At 67.2% G+C, this 15437-nt stretch carries 12 protein-coding genes, 1 tRNA gene and 1 pseudogene; 7 read left to right on the forward strand and 7 right to left on the reverse strand.

Translation table 11 applies throughout. The features are described from left to right. Window positions 1–27 precede the first annotated feature (27 nt). From ASF58_RS12325 to ASF58_RS12345, 6 genes are all read left to right on the forward strand, one after another. Window positions 28–104: transfer RNA gene (locus ASF58_RS12325), tRNA-Arg, on the forward strand. Window positions 105–310: 206 nt separating this feature from the next. Next, window positions 311–880 carry a hypothetical protein gene (locus tag ASF58_RS12330; RefSeq protein ID WP_055952309.1) on the forward strand — a complete coding sequence of 190 codons (570 nt, stop codon included), beginning with the start codon at window positions 311–313 and terminating at the stop codon, window positions 878–880. Between the two features lie 84 nt (window positions 881–964). Continuing rightward, on the forward strand, window positions 965–2470 hold the full coding sequence (gene glpK / locus ASF58_RS12335; protein ID WP_055952311.1) for a glycerol kinase GlpK: 1506 nt from the start codon (window positions 965–967) through the stop codon (window positions 2468–2470). A 56-nt stretch (window positions 2471–2526) separates the two neighbouring features. After that, on the forward strand, window positions 2527–2919 hold the full coding sequence (locus ASF58_RS12340) for a hypothetical protein (protein ID WP_244477299.1): 393 nt from the start codon (window positions 2527–2529) through the stop codon (window positions 2917–2919). Between the two features lie 15 nt (window positions 2920–2934). Continuing rightward, window positions 2935–3117 (forward strand): hypothetical protein, encoded by a 183-nt coding sequence (locus ASF58_RS27100; RefSeq protein WP_244477300.1) that lies wholly within the window; start codon window positions 2935–2937, stop codon window positions 3115–3117. A gap of 121 nt (window positions 3118–3238) precedes the next feature. Then, the gene (locus ASF58_RS12345) at window positions 3239–4138 is read left to right on the forward strand and encodes an NmrA family NAD(P)-binding protein (protein ID WP_055952313.1); all 900 of its coding nucleotides are present in this window, start codon (window positions 3239–3241) and stop codon (window positions 4136–4138) included. 24 nt (window positions 4139–4162) lie between these two features. On the opposite strand, the gene ASF58_RS12350 is transcribed toward ASF58_RS12345, so the two are convergent. From ASF58_RS12350 to ASF58_RS12360, 3 genes are read right to left on the reverse strand one after another with little or no spacing between them, the layout of a single operon-like run. Continuing rightward, the gene (locus ASF58_RS12350) at window positions 4163–5899 is read right to left on the reverse strand and encodes a response regulator (RefSeq protein WP_055952316.1); all 1737 of its coding nucleotides are present in this window, start codon (window positions 5897–5899) and stop codon (window positions 4163–4165) included. A 23-nt stretch (window positions 5900–5922) separates the two neighbouring features. Further along, window positions 5923–6387, reverse strand: a complete 465-nt coding sequence (locus ASF58_RS12355) for a response regulator (RefSeq protein ID WP_055952319.1) — start codon at window positions 6385–6387, stop codon at window positions 5923–5925. Window positions 6388–6390: 3 nt separating this feature from the next. Next, window positions 6391–8736 (reverse strand): ATP-binding protein, encoded by a 2346-nt coding sequence (locus tag ASF58_RS12360; RefSeq protein WP_082513018.1) that lies wholly within the window; start codon window positions 8734–8736, stop codon window positions 6391–6393. 282 nt (window positions 8737–9018) lie between these two features. On the opposite strand from ASF58_RS12360, the gene ASF58_RS12365 reads away from it, so the two are divergent. Continuing rightward, window positions 9019–10245: an acyl-CoA dehydrogenase family protein gene (locus ASF58_RS12365; protein WP_055952324.1), complete on the forward strand. Its 1227-nt coding sequence runs from the start codon at window positions 9019–9021 to the stop codon at window positions 10243–10245. A gap of 16 nt (window positions 10246–10261) precedes the next feature. On the opposite strand, the gene ASF58_RS12370 is transcribed toward ASF58_RS12365, so the two are convergent. The 4 genes and pseudogenes from ASF58_RS12370 to ASF58_RS12385 all read right to left on the reverse strand — a co-directional run bounded on the left by ASF58_RS12370 (window position 10262) and on the right by ASF58_RS12385 (window position 15436). Beyond that, window positions 10262–12688: an MASE4 domain-containing protein gene (locus ASF58_RS12370; protein WP_244477301.1), complete on the reverse strand. Its 2427-nt coding sequence runs from the start codon at window positions 12686–12688 to the stop codon at window positions 10262–10264. Window positions 12689–12874: 186 nt separating this feature from the next. Next, window positions 12875–13600: an SDR family NAD(P)-dependent oxidoreductase gene (locus ASF58_RS12375; RefSeq protein WP_055952330.1), complete on the reverse strand. Its 726-nt coding sequence runs from the start codon at window positions 13598–13600 to the stop codon at window positions 12875–12877. Window positions 13601–13648: 48 nt separating this feature from the next. Next, window positions 13649–14396: pseudogene (locus ASF58_RS24950) on the reverse strand (hypothetical protein). 314 nt (window positions 14397–14710) lie between these two features. Further along, the gene (locus tag ASF58_RS12385; RefSeq protein ID WP_244477302.1) at window positions 14711–15436 is read right to left on the reverse strand and encodes a LuxR family transcriptional regulator; all 726 of its coding nucleotides are present in this window, start codon (window positions 15434–15436) and stop codon (window positions 14711–14713) included. Window position 15437 lies beyond the last annotated feature (1 nt).

Genomic DNA, 15437 nt, shown 5'->3' on the forward strand with positions numbered 1-15437 from the left:
ATGCCTTTTACGGGCCCTGGCACCCCCGACTCCGTAGCTCAGCTGGATAGAGCAGCCGCCTTCTAAGCGGCAGGTCGTTGGTTCGAGCCCAACCGGGGTCGCCACATCGCATTGTCCCAACACGCTCCGACGCACCGTTCGGCCGTACGCGTCTCCGATCGGGCCCGCACGGCCTACGCCCGGGAACGGCCTACCAGCGGTAGCTCACGGTGCCGGTGATGCGCGCCGACCCTCGCCGTCGTTGCAGCCGACGAAACCCGCCTGGGGCACGCAGGTGCCGACGATGACGCGGTCGAGCAGGTTGCGGGACATGGTCTGGAGCTCCTCCGGCGTGCACCCGCTCTACGGCGACGCGGCAGCTCACGCCTCGGCCGTCACCCGAGACTATGTGCCCGACTTTCATAATGCCGGCGGTCAGGCCCCGGCGTTCTCGGTTTTCGGCGGCAAAATCAGGACCTACAGTCGCCTTGCCGAGCACGCGATCGAGAACATCATGCATCACTTCCCGGGTCTCAGGAAGGCCTGGACCGGCCATGCGGTCCGACCCGGCGACGCGGTCCCAGAGGCAGAGCTCGGGGCCTTCCCAGGGCAGTTCCTCCGTGAGGCTCCGTTCCTCCCGGCCGAGACCGCGCGGCGCCCGGCGCAGGCCTATGAGACCGAAGCACGCGCCCTCGTTGGTGGCTCCAGCGCTCTCGCGGGTCTCGGCGAAGCCTTCAACGGCGGCTTGACGGCGGCCGAGGTCGACTGTCTCGATCGCGCCGAATGGGCGCGGACCGCTGAGGACGTCCTCTGGCGGCGCTCGAAGCTCGTCCTGCGCACGACCCCGGAAGGCGCTGTCCGCCGCGCCCCCTCCGTCGCGCCGAAGGCCGAAGCCGCGTGACGCCAGGGAATTCCTCTGCACCGAACCTGGCGTGAAGACCGGCCCAGGCATCTTCGACGAACCTTCCAAGGGAGGACGACAGCCATGTCTCAGTATGTTGGCGCCATCGACCAAGGTACCACCAGCAGCCGCTTCATCGTCTTCGATCGCGCAGGACAGATCGTTTCCTGCAAGCAGCGGGAACATGCGCAGGTCTATCCGCGGCCCGGTCACGTCGAGCACGATCCGATGGAGATCTGGCGCAACACGCAGGCCGTCATGCAGGATGCCCTTCAAAGCGCCGGCTTGACCCCGAAGGATCTGGTCTCGATCGGCATCACGAACCAGCGTGAGACCACGCTGATCTGGGATCGCCGCACGGGTGTCCCGCTTCACAATGCGCTGGTCTGGCAGGACACGCGGAACGACCGCCTGGTGACCGAGTTCGCGCGCGACGGTGGCCGCGATCGGTTCCGGGCACTCACCGGCCTTCCATTGGCGAGCTACTTCTCGGGCTTGAAGCTGCGCTGGCTCCTCGACCACGTCGACGGTGCGCGGGAGAAGGCGGAAGCCGGCGACGTTCTGTTCGGCAACATCGATACCTGGCTCGTCTGGAATCTCACCGGCGGCCCGGATGGCGGCCTCCACGTCACCGATGTGACCAATGCCAGTCGCACCCAGCTCATGTCCCTGGAGACCCTGGCCTGGGACAACGGCATGCTCGCCACGTTCGGGATCCCCCGCGCAATGCTGCCGGAGATCGTTTCGTCGTCCCAGGTCTACGGCGAGACCCGCGTACCCTTCGCCGGGGTGGCGATCGCCGGAATTCTCGGAGATCAGCAAGCCGCCCTGTTCGGCCAGACCTGCTTTCAGCCCGGCGAGGCGAAGAACACCTACGGCACGGGTTGCTTCGCGTTGATGAACACCGGCGAGGCGCCGGTGCCCTCAACCTGCGGCCTCGTGACGACCCTGGGCTACAAGGTCGATGGCAAGCCGGCGGTCTACGCGTTGGAAGGGTCCATCGCGATCACGGGCGCGCTGGTACAGTGGCTGCGCGACAACCTGCACATGATCCAGGACAGCGCCGAGGTCGAGCGCCTCGCCACCACGGTGGAGGACAATGGCGGCGTCTACATCGTACCCGCCTTTTCGGGGCTCTACGCGCCGCACTGGAACGAGGGCGCCCGCGGCCTGATCATCGGCCTCACCCGCTATGCCAATCGCGGTCACGTCGCCCGCGCCTGCCTGGAAGCCACAGCGTTTCAGACCCACGAGGTGCTGGAGGCAATGGAGAAGGATTCCGGCATTCCGGTGCGCGAGCTACGCGCGGATGGCGGCATGGTCGCCAACCTCACCCTCATGCAATTCCAGGCCGATATCCTCGACGTGCCCGTCGTGCGGCCGAAGGTGACGGAGACCACTGCTCTGGGAGCCGCCTACGCCGCCGGTCTCGCGACCGGCTACTGGAAGAGCACGGACGACCTCGTGCGCAACTGGGGCGTCGACCGGCGTTGGGAGCCCAATATGGACGCGGCGCAGCGCCAGCGCATCACCGCGGCCTGGGGCCGGGCGGTGAAGCGCTCCTTCGACTGGGACATGCAGGACGACTGAAACCCTCAACGACATCGATGACCCCGGAACCGCAAGGAAACATCGGAGGGCATGTCATGACGTCGCCATTCCTGGGCGTACGTCTCGGCACGAGGGTGGTGATCATCCTGGGCCGTGGTGTGGTCGCCGGCGCCCTCCTGCGCGGCTCGAAGGCGGAAGGCGCGGGCTGGATCGCGATCACCGCCGGCTGGGCCTTCGCCGTGCTGGCAGCGACTGTCGTTTGGCCAGACGACCTGCCGCCTTGGGCCATCACCGAGGGCCCGGAGGCGAAACGGGCCTGCTTCCGCATCGATCCGGCAATCCAAAACACCTTTGCGAACTGGATGCGCGAAATCATCGGCACGGTCCTGCTGATCCTCATCATCAGCGCATTGCTGTCGCAGACCGTAGGCGTAGCGGGCACCATCCCCACTGGTCTCGTACCCGACCGCGTCGGCATGGTCGTCTGAGGTATCGGACTGTCGTTGGGCGGCGCCACGGGCGACGCAATCAACCGAGCCCGAGACCTCGGGCCTCGACGCGCCCATGCGGTCCTGCCCATCTCCGGTAAGGGCGACTCGGATTGGGGCTATGCCCTGACCCTGGTGGCTGACCCGGCCGTCGGCGCTGCCCTTGCCGCACGCCTCATCCTGGCGATCGGCTTCTGAGAACCGTGCCTCGCTCATGGGCGCAGGCCTGGACTTTCGGTCGTCCGACCTACCTTAAGGGCGAAGCGGCCTCCGGGGTGTTCCCGATCAGAAGCCGGAACAATCAGGACCGTGATTGCCCATGGATTCGACCCGCCCGTCCGCGCAAACCGTCCTGCTTGCGGGCGTCGGAGGCGATCTCGGGGGCCGCATTGCGAGAGCACTCGTGGCGCGGGGCGCAGACGTCAGGGCTCTCGTGCGTGCCGGCGTCAAGCCGGGGAATTTTCCGCCTGGCGTGACACCGGTCACCGTCGACTATGGCGATCCACGTTCGCTTGCGAACGCCTGTCATGGTGCTGCCTGCGTCGTCTCGGCCCTGAACGGATTGGAGCCCGTCATCCTCGAAGCGCAGGGTCGGTTGCTCGATGCAACGGTCGCCGCCGGTGTGCCGCGCTTCATCCCTTCGGACTTCTCCCTCGACTTCACGCGTACCCGGCCAGGGGACAACCGCAATCTCGACTTGCGCCGGCACTTCATGGACCGGGTCGACCGGACACCGATCCGTGCAACCTCGATCCTCAACGGGGCCTTCGCCGATCTGCTCACAGGTGAGGCGCCGATCGTCCTGCAGAGGCCGCGGCGCATCCTTTACTGGGGCGATGCCGACCAGCCCCTCGATTTCACCGCCAAGGACGACGTCGCGCGCTACACCGCGGCGGCCGCCCTCGACTCCGAAGCGCCGCGCATCCTGCGCATCGCCGGCGATACCGTGACGCCGCGCGTCCTGGCGACCCTCATGACCGACCTGACGGGTCGTCCCTTCGGCCTGTGGCGGGCGGGCGGCCTGAAGCGCCTCAGCCTGTTGATCCGGATCGCTCGCGCCGTGACGCCGGCGAGCGACGCCGTCTTCCCGGCTTGGCAGGGCATGCAATACCTGCGCGACATGGCCAGCGGACGGGGTCGATTGTTGCCGCTCGACAATGATCGCTACGGCCAGATGCCGTGGATCGGTGCCCGAACGACCCTCGCGGCAGTCGCGTGAGACCCAGCCGGATCCTCGACAGCCTCAGGCGGAGTGGCGCTGGCTGACCACGAGGCGCAAGCCGGCTTGGCCGAGGGACGCCTCGGCGAGGATGGCGGCGGCCTTGCGCTCGAGTTCGCCGCGCTGAAACGGTTTCTGGACGATGCGCTCGGCTCCGACCTCGCCTGCCACCATCAGCGCGGCGGTGTCGGCGTATCCCGTCACGAACATCACGGGAAGATGCGGCCAGCGACTGCGGATCTCGCACGCGGCCTCAGCCCCGTTCATGCCCGGCATGGCGAAATCCAGAACGATCAAATCGACACAGGCGTCGGAATCGAGAGCCGTGAGCGCGGCAAGTCCAGATCCGGCCTCGCGGATGCGATAGCCATTCTCGGACAGGATCGAGGTGGTGATCTCGCGAACGGCGCTATCGTCGTCCACGACGAGGACCACGGGTCGATCTCCCGTCCGACGCTGTTCGGCGCAGTCGATGACCGGTTGGGGTGCCTCGCGAACCGAGGCGGCGCCTTCCGCCCGCGGCAGGTAGATCCGCACGGAGGTGCCTTCGCCGATCCGGGTGTCGATGCGAACGCCACCGCCGGACTGCTTCACGAAACCATAGACCTGAGCGAGGCCGAGGCCCGACCCCTTGTCGACCGCCTTCGTTGTGAAGAACGGCTCGAATACGCGCGCCAGGACTTCCGGCGCGATACCGGTGCCGGTGTCACTCACCGCGAGCATCACGTACTCGCCCGGGGCCGGCTCCTCCGGACGGGCAGGGGGCTGCGTGAGGGTGACGTTCGCGGTCTCGATGGTGAGGCAGCCGCCGACCGCCATGGCATCGCGCGCGTTGATCGCGAGGTTCAGGATCACCAGTTCGATCTGTGTGGCATCGACGAGGGCCGACCAAAGATCGGCTTGGAGCATCATCTCGATGCGCACTGCGCCGCCGATCGAACTCTGCAGAAGATCGCGCATGGAGGCGACGGTCTGGTTCAGTTCCACCGGCGTCGGCTCCAGGCGCTGCCGTCGCGAGAAGGCGAGGAGTTGCGCCGTCAGGCGCGCACCGCGGTCGGCCGCGCCGCGCATCATCTGAAGCCGACGCTGAGAACGCTCGTCGGGGACGGCCCGTTCGAGGAATTCGATGTTGCCGGAGATCACCGTCAGCAGATTGTTGAAGTCGTGAGCGACGCCGCTGGTCAGCTGTCCCACGGCTTCAAGGCGCTGAGCCTGACGCAGAGCCTCCTCAACGCGCTCGCGCTCGGCAATCTGGCGGTGCAGTTCTGCGTTGGCGGCGGCGAGATCGCCCGTGCGGATCCGGACACGCGCTTCCAGGGTCGCATTGAGGTCCCGCAACTCCTGGAGTGCGCGCTCGCGCTCGGCATGGGCGCGCGCCTCGGCGAGGGCACGCATGATGGTCCGAGGTAGGCGGTCGAGGCGCTGCTTCGTCACGTAATCCGTCGCACCCCGCTTCAGGGCCTCCACTGCGACATCCTCGCCGAGGGTACCCGAAACGAAGACGAACGGCGTTCCTGGACATTGGGCACGCGCGATCGCCAGCGCGCTGAGGCCGTCGAAGGTCGGCAAAACGTAGTCGGCGAGGATGAGATTATGTCTGCAGGACGCCGCCGCGGCGGTGAAGTCCGGCGCTGTCATCACGCGGTCGATCCGATAGGGATGCCCGAGATCATCGAGGACCGCACCGAGGAGCTCCGTATCGAGGTCGCTGTCTTCGAGGAGCAGGATTTTCAGGAGGGCGGGCCCGGAGGTGTCCAGCATCGCCTGATCGGGCTCGGGCTGTGTCACGTGTTTGATGGCCAACCTCCTCCCCGATGCGGCGGCGGCTCGTTCAGCACCGCCCAGAAGACGCCGAGATCCTGGATCGCCTCGAAGAATTCCGTGAACCCAACGGGCTTGACCACAAAAGCGTTCACGCCGAGGTCGTAGGACCGAACGAGGTCGGTTTCCTCTCGCGACGACGTCAGCATCACAACCGGGATCGCACGGGTCCGGACATCGCCCTTGACCTGCGCAAGGACCTCCAGTCCGTCGACTTTGGGCAGCTTGAGGTCGAGCAGGACGACGGCCGGGTCGCGCGCATCCCGATCGGCGAAATCGCCGCGGCGATAAAGGAAGTCGAGGGCCTCGGCACCGTCGCGGCAGATCACGATTTCATTCGCGAGCTGGCTCTTGTCCAGGGCGGCGAGGGTGAGCTCGATGTCGTTTGGATTATCCTCGACGAGGAGGATCGGCTTCAGATCGGGCATGGATCAGCGCGCTTCCCTGGGGTTCCGCGACGATCGAGCTCGATTCGCGGGATTCGGATTGGGCACCGCCCTCGGCGTCGGCAGCGTGAAATAGAAGGTTGCGCCCCGTCCCACGGCGCCCTCGGCCCAGGTGCGTCCACCGTGGCGCTCGACGATGCGCCGGACGTTCGCAAGGCCGATGCCGGTCCCCTCGAATTCCTCTACCCGGTGCAGGCGCTGGAACACGCCGAACAGCTTGTCGACATAGGCCATGTCAAACCCGACGCCGTTGTCGCGCACGAAGAAGACGGCCTGCTCCGCCGCATCGTCCTCCTGTCCGCTATCAGCGCTCCAACCATCCAGACGACCGATCTCGATCGTGGTCTCCGCCCGATCCCGGGTGTACTTGATTGCGTTCGAGAGCAGATTCTCGATGACGAGCCGCAACATCACCGGATCGGCGTTGACCCGTCCGAGCTGTCCGATGGTCCAATGGATCGTCCGCTCGGCCGGGACATCGCGCAGGACGCCGCGGCGGACCTCCTCGACCAGGGCATTGAGATCACCGGCGACCGGGTTCAGGGCGTTGCGGCCCATCTGTGAGAAGCGCAGCAGGTTGTCGACCAGGGTGCCCGCCGAGAAGGCCGCCTCGATGATCGTGTTGATGTAGTGCCGCCCCTTCTCCGACAGGCGGCTGCCCTCGCGCGAGCGCAACAGCTCCGAATACCCGACGATATGCCGAAAGGGCGCGCGGAGGTCGTGGCTGACCGAGTAGGAGAAGGCTTCCAGCTCCTTGTTGGAGCGCTGCAATTCCTCACTGAGGGAGGCGAGCTCCTCCGCCCGCCGCAGAACGATCCCGAGCACGGACGCCCTCAGGTCCTTCACCGATTCGGTTTCGGCCCGCGTCCAGGGGAGGGAGCGGTTCTGCAGCGTCTCTTTCCAGGTGGCGAAGGATTGCCGAGGGTGCAATCGCTCGGGGCCGCCGCCCGGATCGGGCACGGCGGCCTTGGTCGGGTCGCCACCCCACTTCACCGTACGCACCACCTCAGGTCGGAACCAGAGCACGTAGCTGGCATATTTCTGCGAGATCGAGATCGCCAGGAGGCCGCTGGCCCGTTCGGCGAAGGCGCGTGCCGGCGGATAGGCCTCGCTCAGGGCATCCGTGACCACGAGGTCGGCACCACCCGGGCCACTGGAGAGCCAGTGGTAGATTGCCCGCACCTCGGATTCCCGGGGCGTCGCCCCGAGGAGCCGGCAGCTGTCCGAGGTGATCACCGCCGCGCCCGACGCTCCGGCGAGGGCCAGGACATCGTCGGGATGCTTGAGCAAGCCGTCGAGGAAGTTCTCCTCCTCGGCCATGAAGCCGAGCAGCCGCGACTGGATCGCCCCGAGGCGCAGGCGTTGTTCGGCTTCGGCGCCGCGCTCCTTGGCGGCGAGTTGCAGGGCGAAGATGCGCGTGAGGAAGTCGCAGGCGTTCCGCGCCTGCAGCGGCACCCGGCGGGCCTCCGCGTTGTGGCAGGAGATCAGGCCCCACAGGGCGCCGTCGACGAGGATCGACACCGACATCGAGGCCATCGTGCCCATGTTGCGCATGTACTCGACATGCACCGGCGAAACGCTGCGCAGGATCGACTGGCTGAGGTCGAGGGGCTCCGCGCTCTCACCGGCCGCGCGCAGGATCGGGACCGGATCGTACGCGGCATCGGGAATGATCCGCAGGCGGTTGCGGCGGTAGAGTTCGCGGGCCTGGGCCGGGATGTCGCTCGCCGGAAAACGGAGGTCGAGGTAGGAGGGCAGGACCCCGTTCCCATCCTCGGCGATGACGGTGCCGTGCCAGTCCCGGTCGAACCGATAGACGAGGGTGCGGTCGAAGCCGGTGATGTGGCGGATGTCGACGGCCACGAGATGGCACAGGTCGGCGACGGAGGCGGCGTCGTGCAGGCCCTCGACGAAGCGGCTCAGACGCGGATAGAGCGCGTCGAGACTGTGGTCGGAGGCGAGGGCACTCTCCACCGCCTCGAATTCCAGGATGGTGATCGGGTCCGAGCGATGGACCGCCAGATCGTAAGCCCGAGGCCCATCCGCCGTCGCCAGCGTGACCGTGCGCAGGTACTGCGCGCCGTCGCGCTCCGCCTCGCCCAGGTCCGGCGGGAGAAGCCCGTCGAGGTCCGGAAAGAGATCGGCGAAGGGTCGGCCGAGAACCCCGTCCGTCCCGCCCGGAACGTTGGCGCTCGCCTGCACGATCCGCCGTTCCGCGCCCCGGAGGGCCACAAGGAACCCATGGGGCTGCAGCGCGCCGAGGCGGTGAATCGGCTCTCGGTCGCAGGCAGTCAGAGCCTCGGCCGGTGGCGACCCTGAGGTTAAGCTCAAGTCGTTCGCTCCTCGCTGACAGCCCCCGCCGCGATCTCCAGTGCGGTGCCTACGCGGATCGCGCGGGCCGCGCAACGCGCTGCCTTATGTTCGATACGAAACATTTCGCCGCTCCCTCCAGCGGTCCGGCGCGGCACCCCGCGGGACGGTTCGGGACCGTCCCGAGCGGAATGGTCGACATCACCGACGATCGCTCTAGCTTCACCGTGCGACACGCAAGCTGCCACGGCCGACCCGGACACCAGGTCGGAAGAATCGGGCGCAATCGCGAGGGAGGGCGGCATGGCGAAGCGCGCATTGAAGGAGGCCGTTCCGCCAGAGCTACTGACCCCATGGCGCAGCGAAGCCCGGGCGACGCTTCAGGCCGAAGCGCGCGCCTTCGCCCGGGACGTTGTGATGCCGCTGGCGGACGAACTCGATCCGCAGAAGGCGGAGATGCCCCGCAGCCTCATCGATCGGATGGCTGCCAAGGGCTGGTTCGGCATCACCATCCCGGCCGAGCAGGGCGGCCTCGGCCTCGGCGTGTTCGAGTACTGCCTCGTCTCGGAGGAACTCGCCCGGGCCTGGCTCTCGGTGGGCAGCATCCTGGCGCGGGGTCAGGGTCTCGGCACCCAGACCCTCGATCCGGAGCGGCGGAAGGCTCTTCTCGAAAAGTCGGCGAAGGGACAATGGATCGGCGGAATCGCGCTCTCGGAGCCCACTGCCGGCTCCGACCTCGCCGGCGTGCAGACCCGGGCGGTGCGCGAGGGCGACACCTGGGTGCTGACGGGAACCAAGCGCTGGGCGGGCTTCGCCAAGGCCGCGGATTTCGTCGAGGTCTTGGCCCGGACCCGCGATCCGGAGCCGGGTGAACCGCGCTCGGCCGGGCTCGAACCCTTCCTCGTGGTCAAGGATCCAGGAACCTTCCCGCCGGGCATGACAGGCCGGGTCATCGACAAGATCGGCTATCACGGATTCCTGACCTTCGAGCTCGCGCTCGACGGCGTACGGGTGCCGGAGAGCGATCGCCTGACCGGGCTCTACGGCGACCAGGGCGCGGATGCGGATTCCGGCGGCTTCGCCTCGGTCCAACGGGGCCTCAACATCGCACGGGTGCATACGGCTGCACGCGCGGTCGGGGTCGCCCGGGCCGCCCTCGAGGATTGCCAGGCCTACCTGCAGGAACGTGAGCAATTCGGCCACCCGATCGGCGACTTTCAGGCCCTGCGCTTCGCCTTGGCCGACATGGCGGCCGATGTCGCCCAGGCCCGCGCCTTCTGGAACCAGGTGGCCCATCTCCTCGACGCGGGCGAACCCGCGGAGAGCGAGTCGGCCATGGTTAAACTCGTCGCCACCGAGATGGCGGTGCGGGTGACGAACCAGGCGATGCAGTTGCACGGCGGCAACGGCTACACCACCGAGCGGCGGGTGGAGCGCTACTGGCGCGACGCACGCCTGACCACGATCTTCGAGGGAACGAGCGAGATCCAGCGTCGGATCATCAGCGACCGGATGTTGCCGAAACCCTGAGGGGTGCCGGTGGTCCTCAACGCCCGCCCATGACCACCCGAAGCTTGTCGGCGAGATCCTCACGGCGGTAAGGCTTGCTCAGGAGCGGCAGGTCGACGGGGACGCCCTGTTCGCCCAGCGCGGAGCCGGTATAGCCCGAGGCAAGCAGCACCCGCAGACCGGTGCGCAGAGCCCGGGCATGGGTCGCGAGTTCGACGCCGTTCATCCCCCCTGGCATCACCACGTCGGAGAACAGGATGTCGATGCGCTCCGGCCCCTTCAGGCGTTGCAGCGCCTCGGCCGCATGGGTGGCGGTGAGGGTCCGATAGCCGAGCTCCGACAGGCTCTCGACGGCCATTTCCAGCACCGCGGCCTCGTCCTCCACCACGAGGACGACCTCACCCTCCGCGGCCCGACGCAGGGGCAGGAGCACGTCCGCCCGGGCGGCCTGGACCATGGGCTCGGCCGAGCGCGGAAGATCGATGGTGATGGTGGTGCCCTGGCCCGGCGCGCTCGCGACCCGGACCTGACCGCCGCCCTGGCGCGCGAAGCCGTAGACTTGACTCAGGCCGAGACCGGTGCCCTTGCCGACATCCTTGGTGGTGAAGAACGGCTCGAATGCTCGGGCGACCGTCGCCGCATCCATGCCGAGGCCGGTGTCGCTGACCGAGACGCGGACGTAATCGCCGGGTGTCAGATCGGGCCAGGCCGCCCGGCGCTCCGGCGTGAGGGACAGGTTTTCGGTCCGGATCGTCAGGGTTCCGCCATTCGGCATCGCATCGCGGGCATTGACCGCAAGGTTCAGGATGGCGCTCTCGAATTGACCGGGATCGAGGCGAACGGGATCCAGGGCCGCGTCGAGGTCGAGGACGATGCCGACGGTCTCGCCCACCGCGCGCTGCAGCAGGCCCTGGAAGTCCTTGAGGAGGTGATTGGGATTGACGGTCTCGGGCCGCAGGACCTGCCGGCGCGAGAAGGACAGGAGCTTTTCCGTGACCTCAGCACCGCGCCGGGCCGCCGTCATCGCCGAGGTGGCCAGGCGCTCGACCCGCTGCGCATTGTCAGGCCGGCGTACGATCATGTCGAGGTTTCCGACGATGACCGTGAGAAGATTGTTGAAGTCGTGGGCGACGCCACCCGTGAGCTGGCCGATCGCTTCCATCTTCTGCGCTTGGCTGAGCCGCTGCTCGGCCTCGCGCCGATCGGTGGTATCGATCACCACGCCGGCCATGCTGGTGGGGCTCCCATCCGGGTCCCGATAGAGTCTGCCGCGCACGTCGATCCAACGCTCGGCCCCGTCCCCGGCCCGGGTGATCCGGCACTGGAAACAGAGGGTGTTCTCGTCCTGCGCCCGGGCCATGGCGGCTTCCGCGACAGCCCGGTCGTCGACGACCACATGCTCCAGGAAGTCGGCGAGGCCCCAGCGCGGAAGCAGGCTGTCGTAGCCGAAGATGCGGTCGTGCCGCAGCGTGCGAACGGAGGTTCCGGTCTGAAGGTCGAGGGTCCAATTGCCCATATCGGCCGCCTCGAGGGCGATCGTGACGTTGTCGCGCGCGATCTCCAACTCCGTCCGCTGGCGCTCGCTCTGGATGGCGGCCGCCTCCGCGGCGCCGTACAGGACGTCGACCTCACGCAGGTAGACGGCCAGGACGACGATGCCGGCCGCCAGAGCCTCCAGCCGCCCGGCGAACCAGCCCACCGTGCCCCGGGCTGCGCCCGGCAGGGTGATGAGGTTGTCGAAAACGAGGAGCAGCAGCGAGACCGCGAGCCAGAGCTGCAGCACGGTGCGCAGGCGCGTGCGCCAGCACAGCGTCGCGAGGGCCGCCACCGTGAGCAGCACGACGGCCGGACCCACTCCCGACGTGGTCAGCAGCCAGTAATTGTCGCCCTCGACGCTGCGGGGCAGGTACTCGACATAGGCGATGACGATCCAGCTCAAGGCGCCGACGCCGGCAGCGACGGCGAGGGCCGTCAGCCAACCGACGACTCCCACGCGGGCGCGCCGCACGAGGCGCGGGCGCTGATCGCCCTCCATGATCGCATAGGGCAGGGCGAAGAGCGGCGGCCCGACATGCCACAGGGTCCAGAGCCAGGTGGTGGTGCCGGGCGCGGAGCCGACGATCCGTCCCGGTCCGAACAGGCCCGGGAAGCTGAGGAGCTGCACTGCCACGACGAGCGTCGTGAACAGGCTGCCGGCGGCCAGGACCAGCAGCGGAACCGAACGGGTGCGCCGATACTGCGCGAAGAACAGGTAGGTGGTGACCGCGTAGACCGTGGTGAGCGCGGCTTGGTAGCTCGGGACGAATCCCGGCATCGCACGCACCGGGTCCGCCACGATGGGCAGGAGGGCGAGCGTCAGGAGGCCGAACGCCGTGGCGACCGCAACCGCGAAGCGCCTCTGCGAGGGAGTCGTCCCGGCATCCGCCAGGGTCGAGAGGCCTGAAGGGCCAGCGAGTTCCGGCACGATGTGGCTCCCGGCCGCGCGCCGAGGGCGGATCGCCCGGCCGACAGGACCGCCGTCCCGTCTAACACCATCCTGTGCGGGGCGACACGGTTCGTCCGACTTCGAACATCCCGGTTCTTCGAGATGGCGCGGACCTGTGTCTGCGAAGTCGAACGAGCGCGCCGAGATTGCGTGGTCGCGCGCAGGTCAGGCCGGAATCCGCGTTCCATCCCAGGCGAAGACACGGCCCGTATCCTCGGGACCGAGGCCGTCGAGCACCCGCAGCAGGTGCGCAGCGCTCGTCTCAGGCGTGAACAGACCGAGGGCGTTCGGGTCGGGGCGAAAGGGTTCAGACAGGGCCGTCGTCACCGTGCCGGGGTGGAGCCCCACGATGATCACGCCCGGGTGGGTGCGTCGCGCCTCGATCGCGAGGGTACGCAGGATCTGGTTCAGGGCCGCCTTCGACGCGCGGTAGGCGTACCAGCCGCCCAGCCGGTTGTCCTCGATCGAGCCGACCCGCGCCGACAGGGCGGCGAAGACGCTGCGCCCGGCGCGCGGCATCAGCGGCAGGAAGTGCTTGGCCGCCAGCGCGGGACCGATCGTGTTCACCGCGAACACCGCGCCCATCGCCGCCGGATCGAGGGTCCGGATCGCCTTCTCGGGGGAGACGCCCGGCCCATGAAGAATCCCCGTGGCGACCAGGACGAGGCCCACCGGACCGTGACGCCCGACGTGCTCCGCGGCCGCGCGGATGGAATCCTCATCGGTCAGCTCAATCCGTCCCGACTGCGCGGGCGCGGCCGCGACACCCCCCGATCGCGAGAGGGCGAAGACCGATCCGTAGGTCCCCCGCGCCACGAGATCGGCAACGAGGGCTCGACCGATGCCACCGGAGGCGCCGATCACCACGGCGCTGGGCGGCGAAGAAAACATGGATGATCCTCGTACGGCCTGCCCCCATTTGGCGGCCCGGGTTCGACGTTAGTGCATCGTCTGTCGCGTGACGATGGCCGGGCGTACGAGCGGCGTTGCGCGGCTCGGTTCGGTTGGCCAGATCACGTCCCCAGTGCAGGCGGCTGGGCGCCGACCGCTGTGTGCGGGCGGACGGTGTTCAAGTGCCTTCGCCCTTGCTCGATCACGACGCTGGCCTCCTTAAGGGTGTCGAACACCTCGCCCTTGAGGCTTGCGCCCGTTGTGCGTGCGATCCTCGACGACATCGTCGGACCCGACGTGGTCGGGCCACTCCGGTCGCGGGCGCACGCACGCGCCGTCGTGCCCCTACTGCAGAGCCAGGGCGATGACGGCCGCGGTCAGGGCGGCCTCGACCTCGACCAGCACGGCGCAGGCGCGCTGGGTCGAGGGGTTCTGGCCCAGGACGCGCCAGCGAACCGCTCCGATATGCCATGCTCGGCCACGACGTCATCGACACACGCGCGGCAGCGAGTCGGGCTCAGAAGTTTCCCGAGGCCGCCTCCTTCAAGATTAGTTTCTCCAGTGTCAGGTCGGAGATCGTCCGGCGGAGGCGCTCGTTCTCGGTCTCCAGAGGCCTCAGCTGCTTGATCTGATCACTCTTCAGGCCGCCATACTCGCAACGCCAACAACAAGACGTGATCTCCGTCACCGCGATGGAGCGGATTGCTTCAGCGAACCTCGCATCCAGAGAGACCAAACCATCAACCGAGCGCAGCTTGTCAACAATCCCTTCAGCGGGATGCGTCTTCCGATGCATCACAACTTCCTCCACATGGCGCGAAGCCATGCCTGAGGGAGGACCACTTTATAGGGTCAGCCCAAAGCCGGTCGTAGAAGACTGGAGCGCGCGCAAGGAACATCGCATCGAGATCCTCCATTCGACAACCACGGTCGAAAAAGTCAAACCATCGATCATGAATACCGCAGATCTGTTGGCAATGCGATGTATCAGAAAACACTCGCACTCGATCAATTTACGATTTAATTAAATTGACGGATCTGAATGTCAGACCGGATACGGACGGTTGCGGCGACCTCGACCATGTGCCCGATGATCGCTTGCCCGAACCCTCAAAGCAGCTCCCTGCGTGTCGCCTTGACGACGGCTTCCGCGACGCTGGCACAGCCGAGCTTGTGTCGCGCACTGCGTAGGTAGAGTTGCACGGCGCTGATCGACAGAGCGAGTTCCGAGGCGATCTGCTTGACGTGCCGACCTGAGGCGGTGCGTTCGAGGCATTGCGCCTCGCGCCCCGAGAGGGCCGGACCCTCGATCCGGTATCCCGACAGGTCCACGGCGCGATCGTGAATGAAGTGCCCGAGCAACTGAAAATCCCGCATGTACAGGAGGCGTCGCGATTTCCAGTCCGCATCGGCGAGGTTCGACGTCACCGTGAACAGGGCACGCTCTCCGGCCGGGCCCCGCACCGGCAGGGTTACGCCCTGACGGCCGACCCCATACGCATCCGCCTCCCGAAAGAACCGTTGGACCTCGACGGAGGATCGATCCACATCCAACCAGTCCAAAGGCAGGAATTCCTTGCTGCCCGCTCTGACGGTCGGATCTAAAGCGAAGTAGTCTCTCTCGACGTACCGGCGCACCCAGTCGTCTTCGTAAGTCAGGATTAAAATAGGCTCAGGGTCATGCCGGATGGGTATCTTCAAGGCATGATAGGCGATATTCGCCAATCCCGATTCAGCCGTCATCTTTCTCATGATTGCTTTTAGATCAATCACGGATTTGGCAGTTTGTATTTGCCTTAAAAACTCTTCAAATTTTCCGTTCAGCGGCACGCCCACC

Source organism: Methylobacterium sp. Leaf125, assembly GCF_001423085.1.
GTDB lineage: Bacteria > Pseudomonadota > Alphaproteobacteria > Rhizobiales > Beijerinckiaceae > Methylobacterium.

Bases quoted from the DNA above. Each gene is read 5' to 3' on its own strand.
- ASF58_RS12345 (WP_055952313.1), top strand. From the start codon at position 3,239: ATGGATTCGACCCGCCCGTCCGCGCAAACCGTCCTGCTTGCGGGCGTC.
- ASF58_RS12365 (WP_055952324.1), top strand. From the start codon at position 9,019: ATGGCGAAGCGCGCATTGAAGGAGGCCGTTCCGCCAGAGCTACTGACC.
- ASF58_RS12355 (WP_055952319.1), bottom strand. From the start codon at position 6,387: ATGCCCGATCTGAAGCCGATCCTCCTCGTCGAGGATAATCCAAACGAC.
- glpK (WP_055952311.1), top strand. From the start codon at position 965: ATGTCTCAGTATGTTGGCGCCATCGACCAAGGTACCACCAGCAGCCGC.
- ASF58_RS12340 (WP_244477299.1), top strand. From the start codon at position 2,527: ATGACGTCGCCATTCCTGGGCGTACGTCTCGGCACGAGGGTGGTGATC.
- ASF58_RS12330 (WP_055952309.1), top strand. From the start codon at position 311: ATGGTCTGGAGCTCCTCCGGCGTGCACCCGCTCTACGGCGACGCGGCA.
- ASF58_RS12375 (WP_055952330.1), bottom strand. From the start codon at position 13,600: ATGTTTTCTTCGCCGCCCAGCGCCGTGGTGATCGGCGCCTCCGGTGGC.
- ASF58_RS12350 (WP_055952316.1), bottom strand. From the start codon at position 5,899: ATGCTGGACACCTCCGGGCCCGCCCTCCTGAAAATCCTGCTCCTCGAA.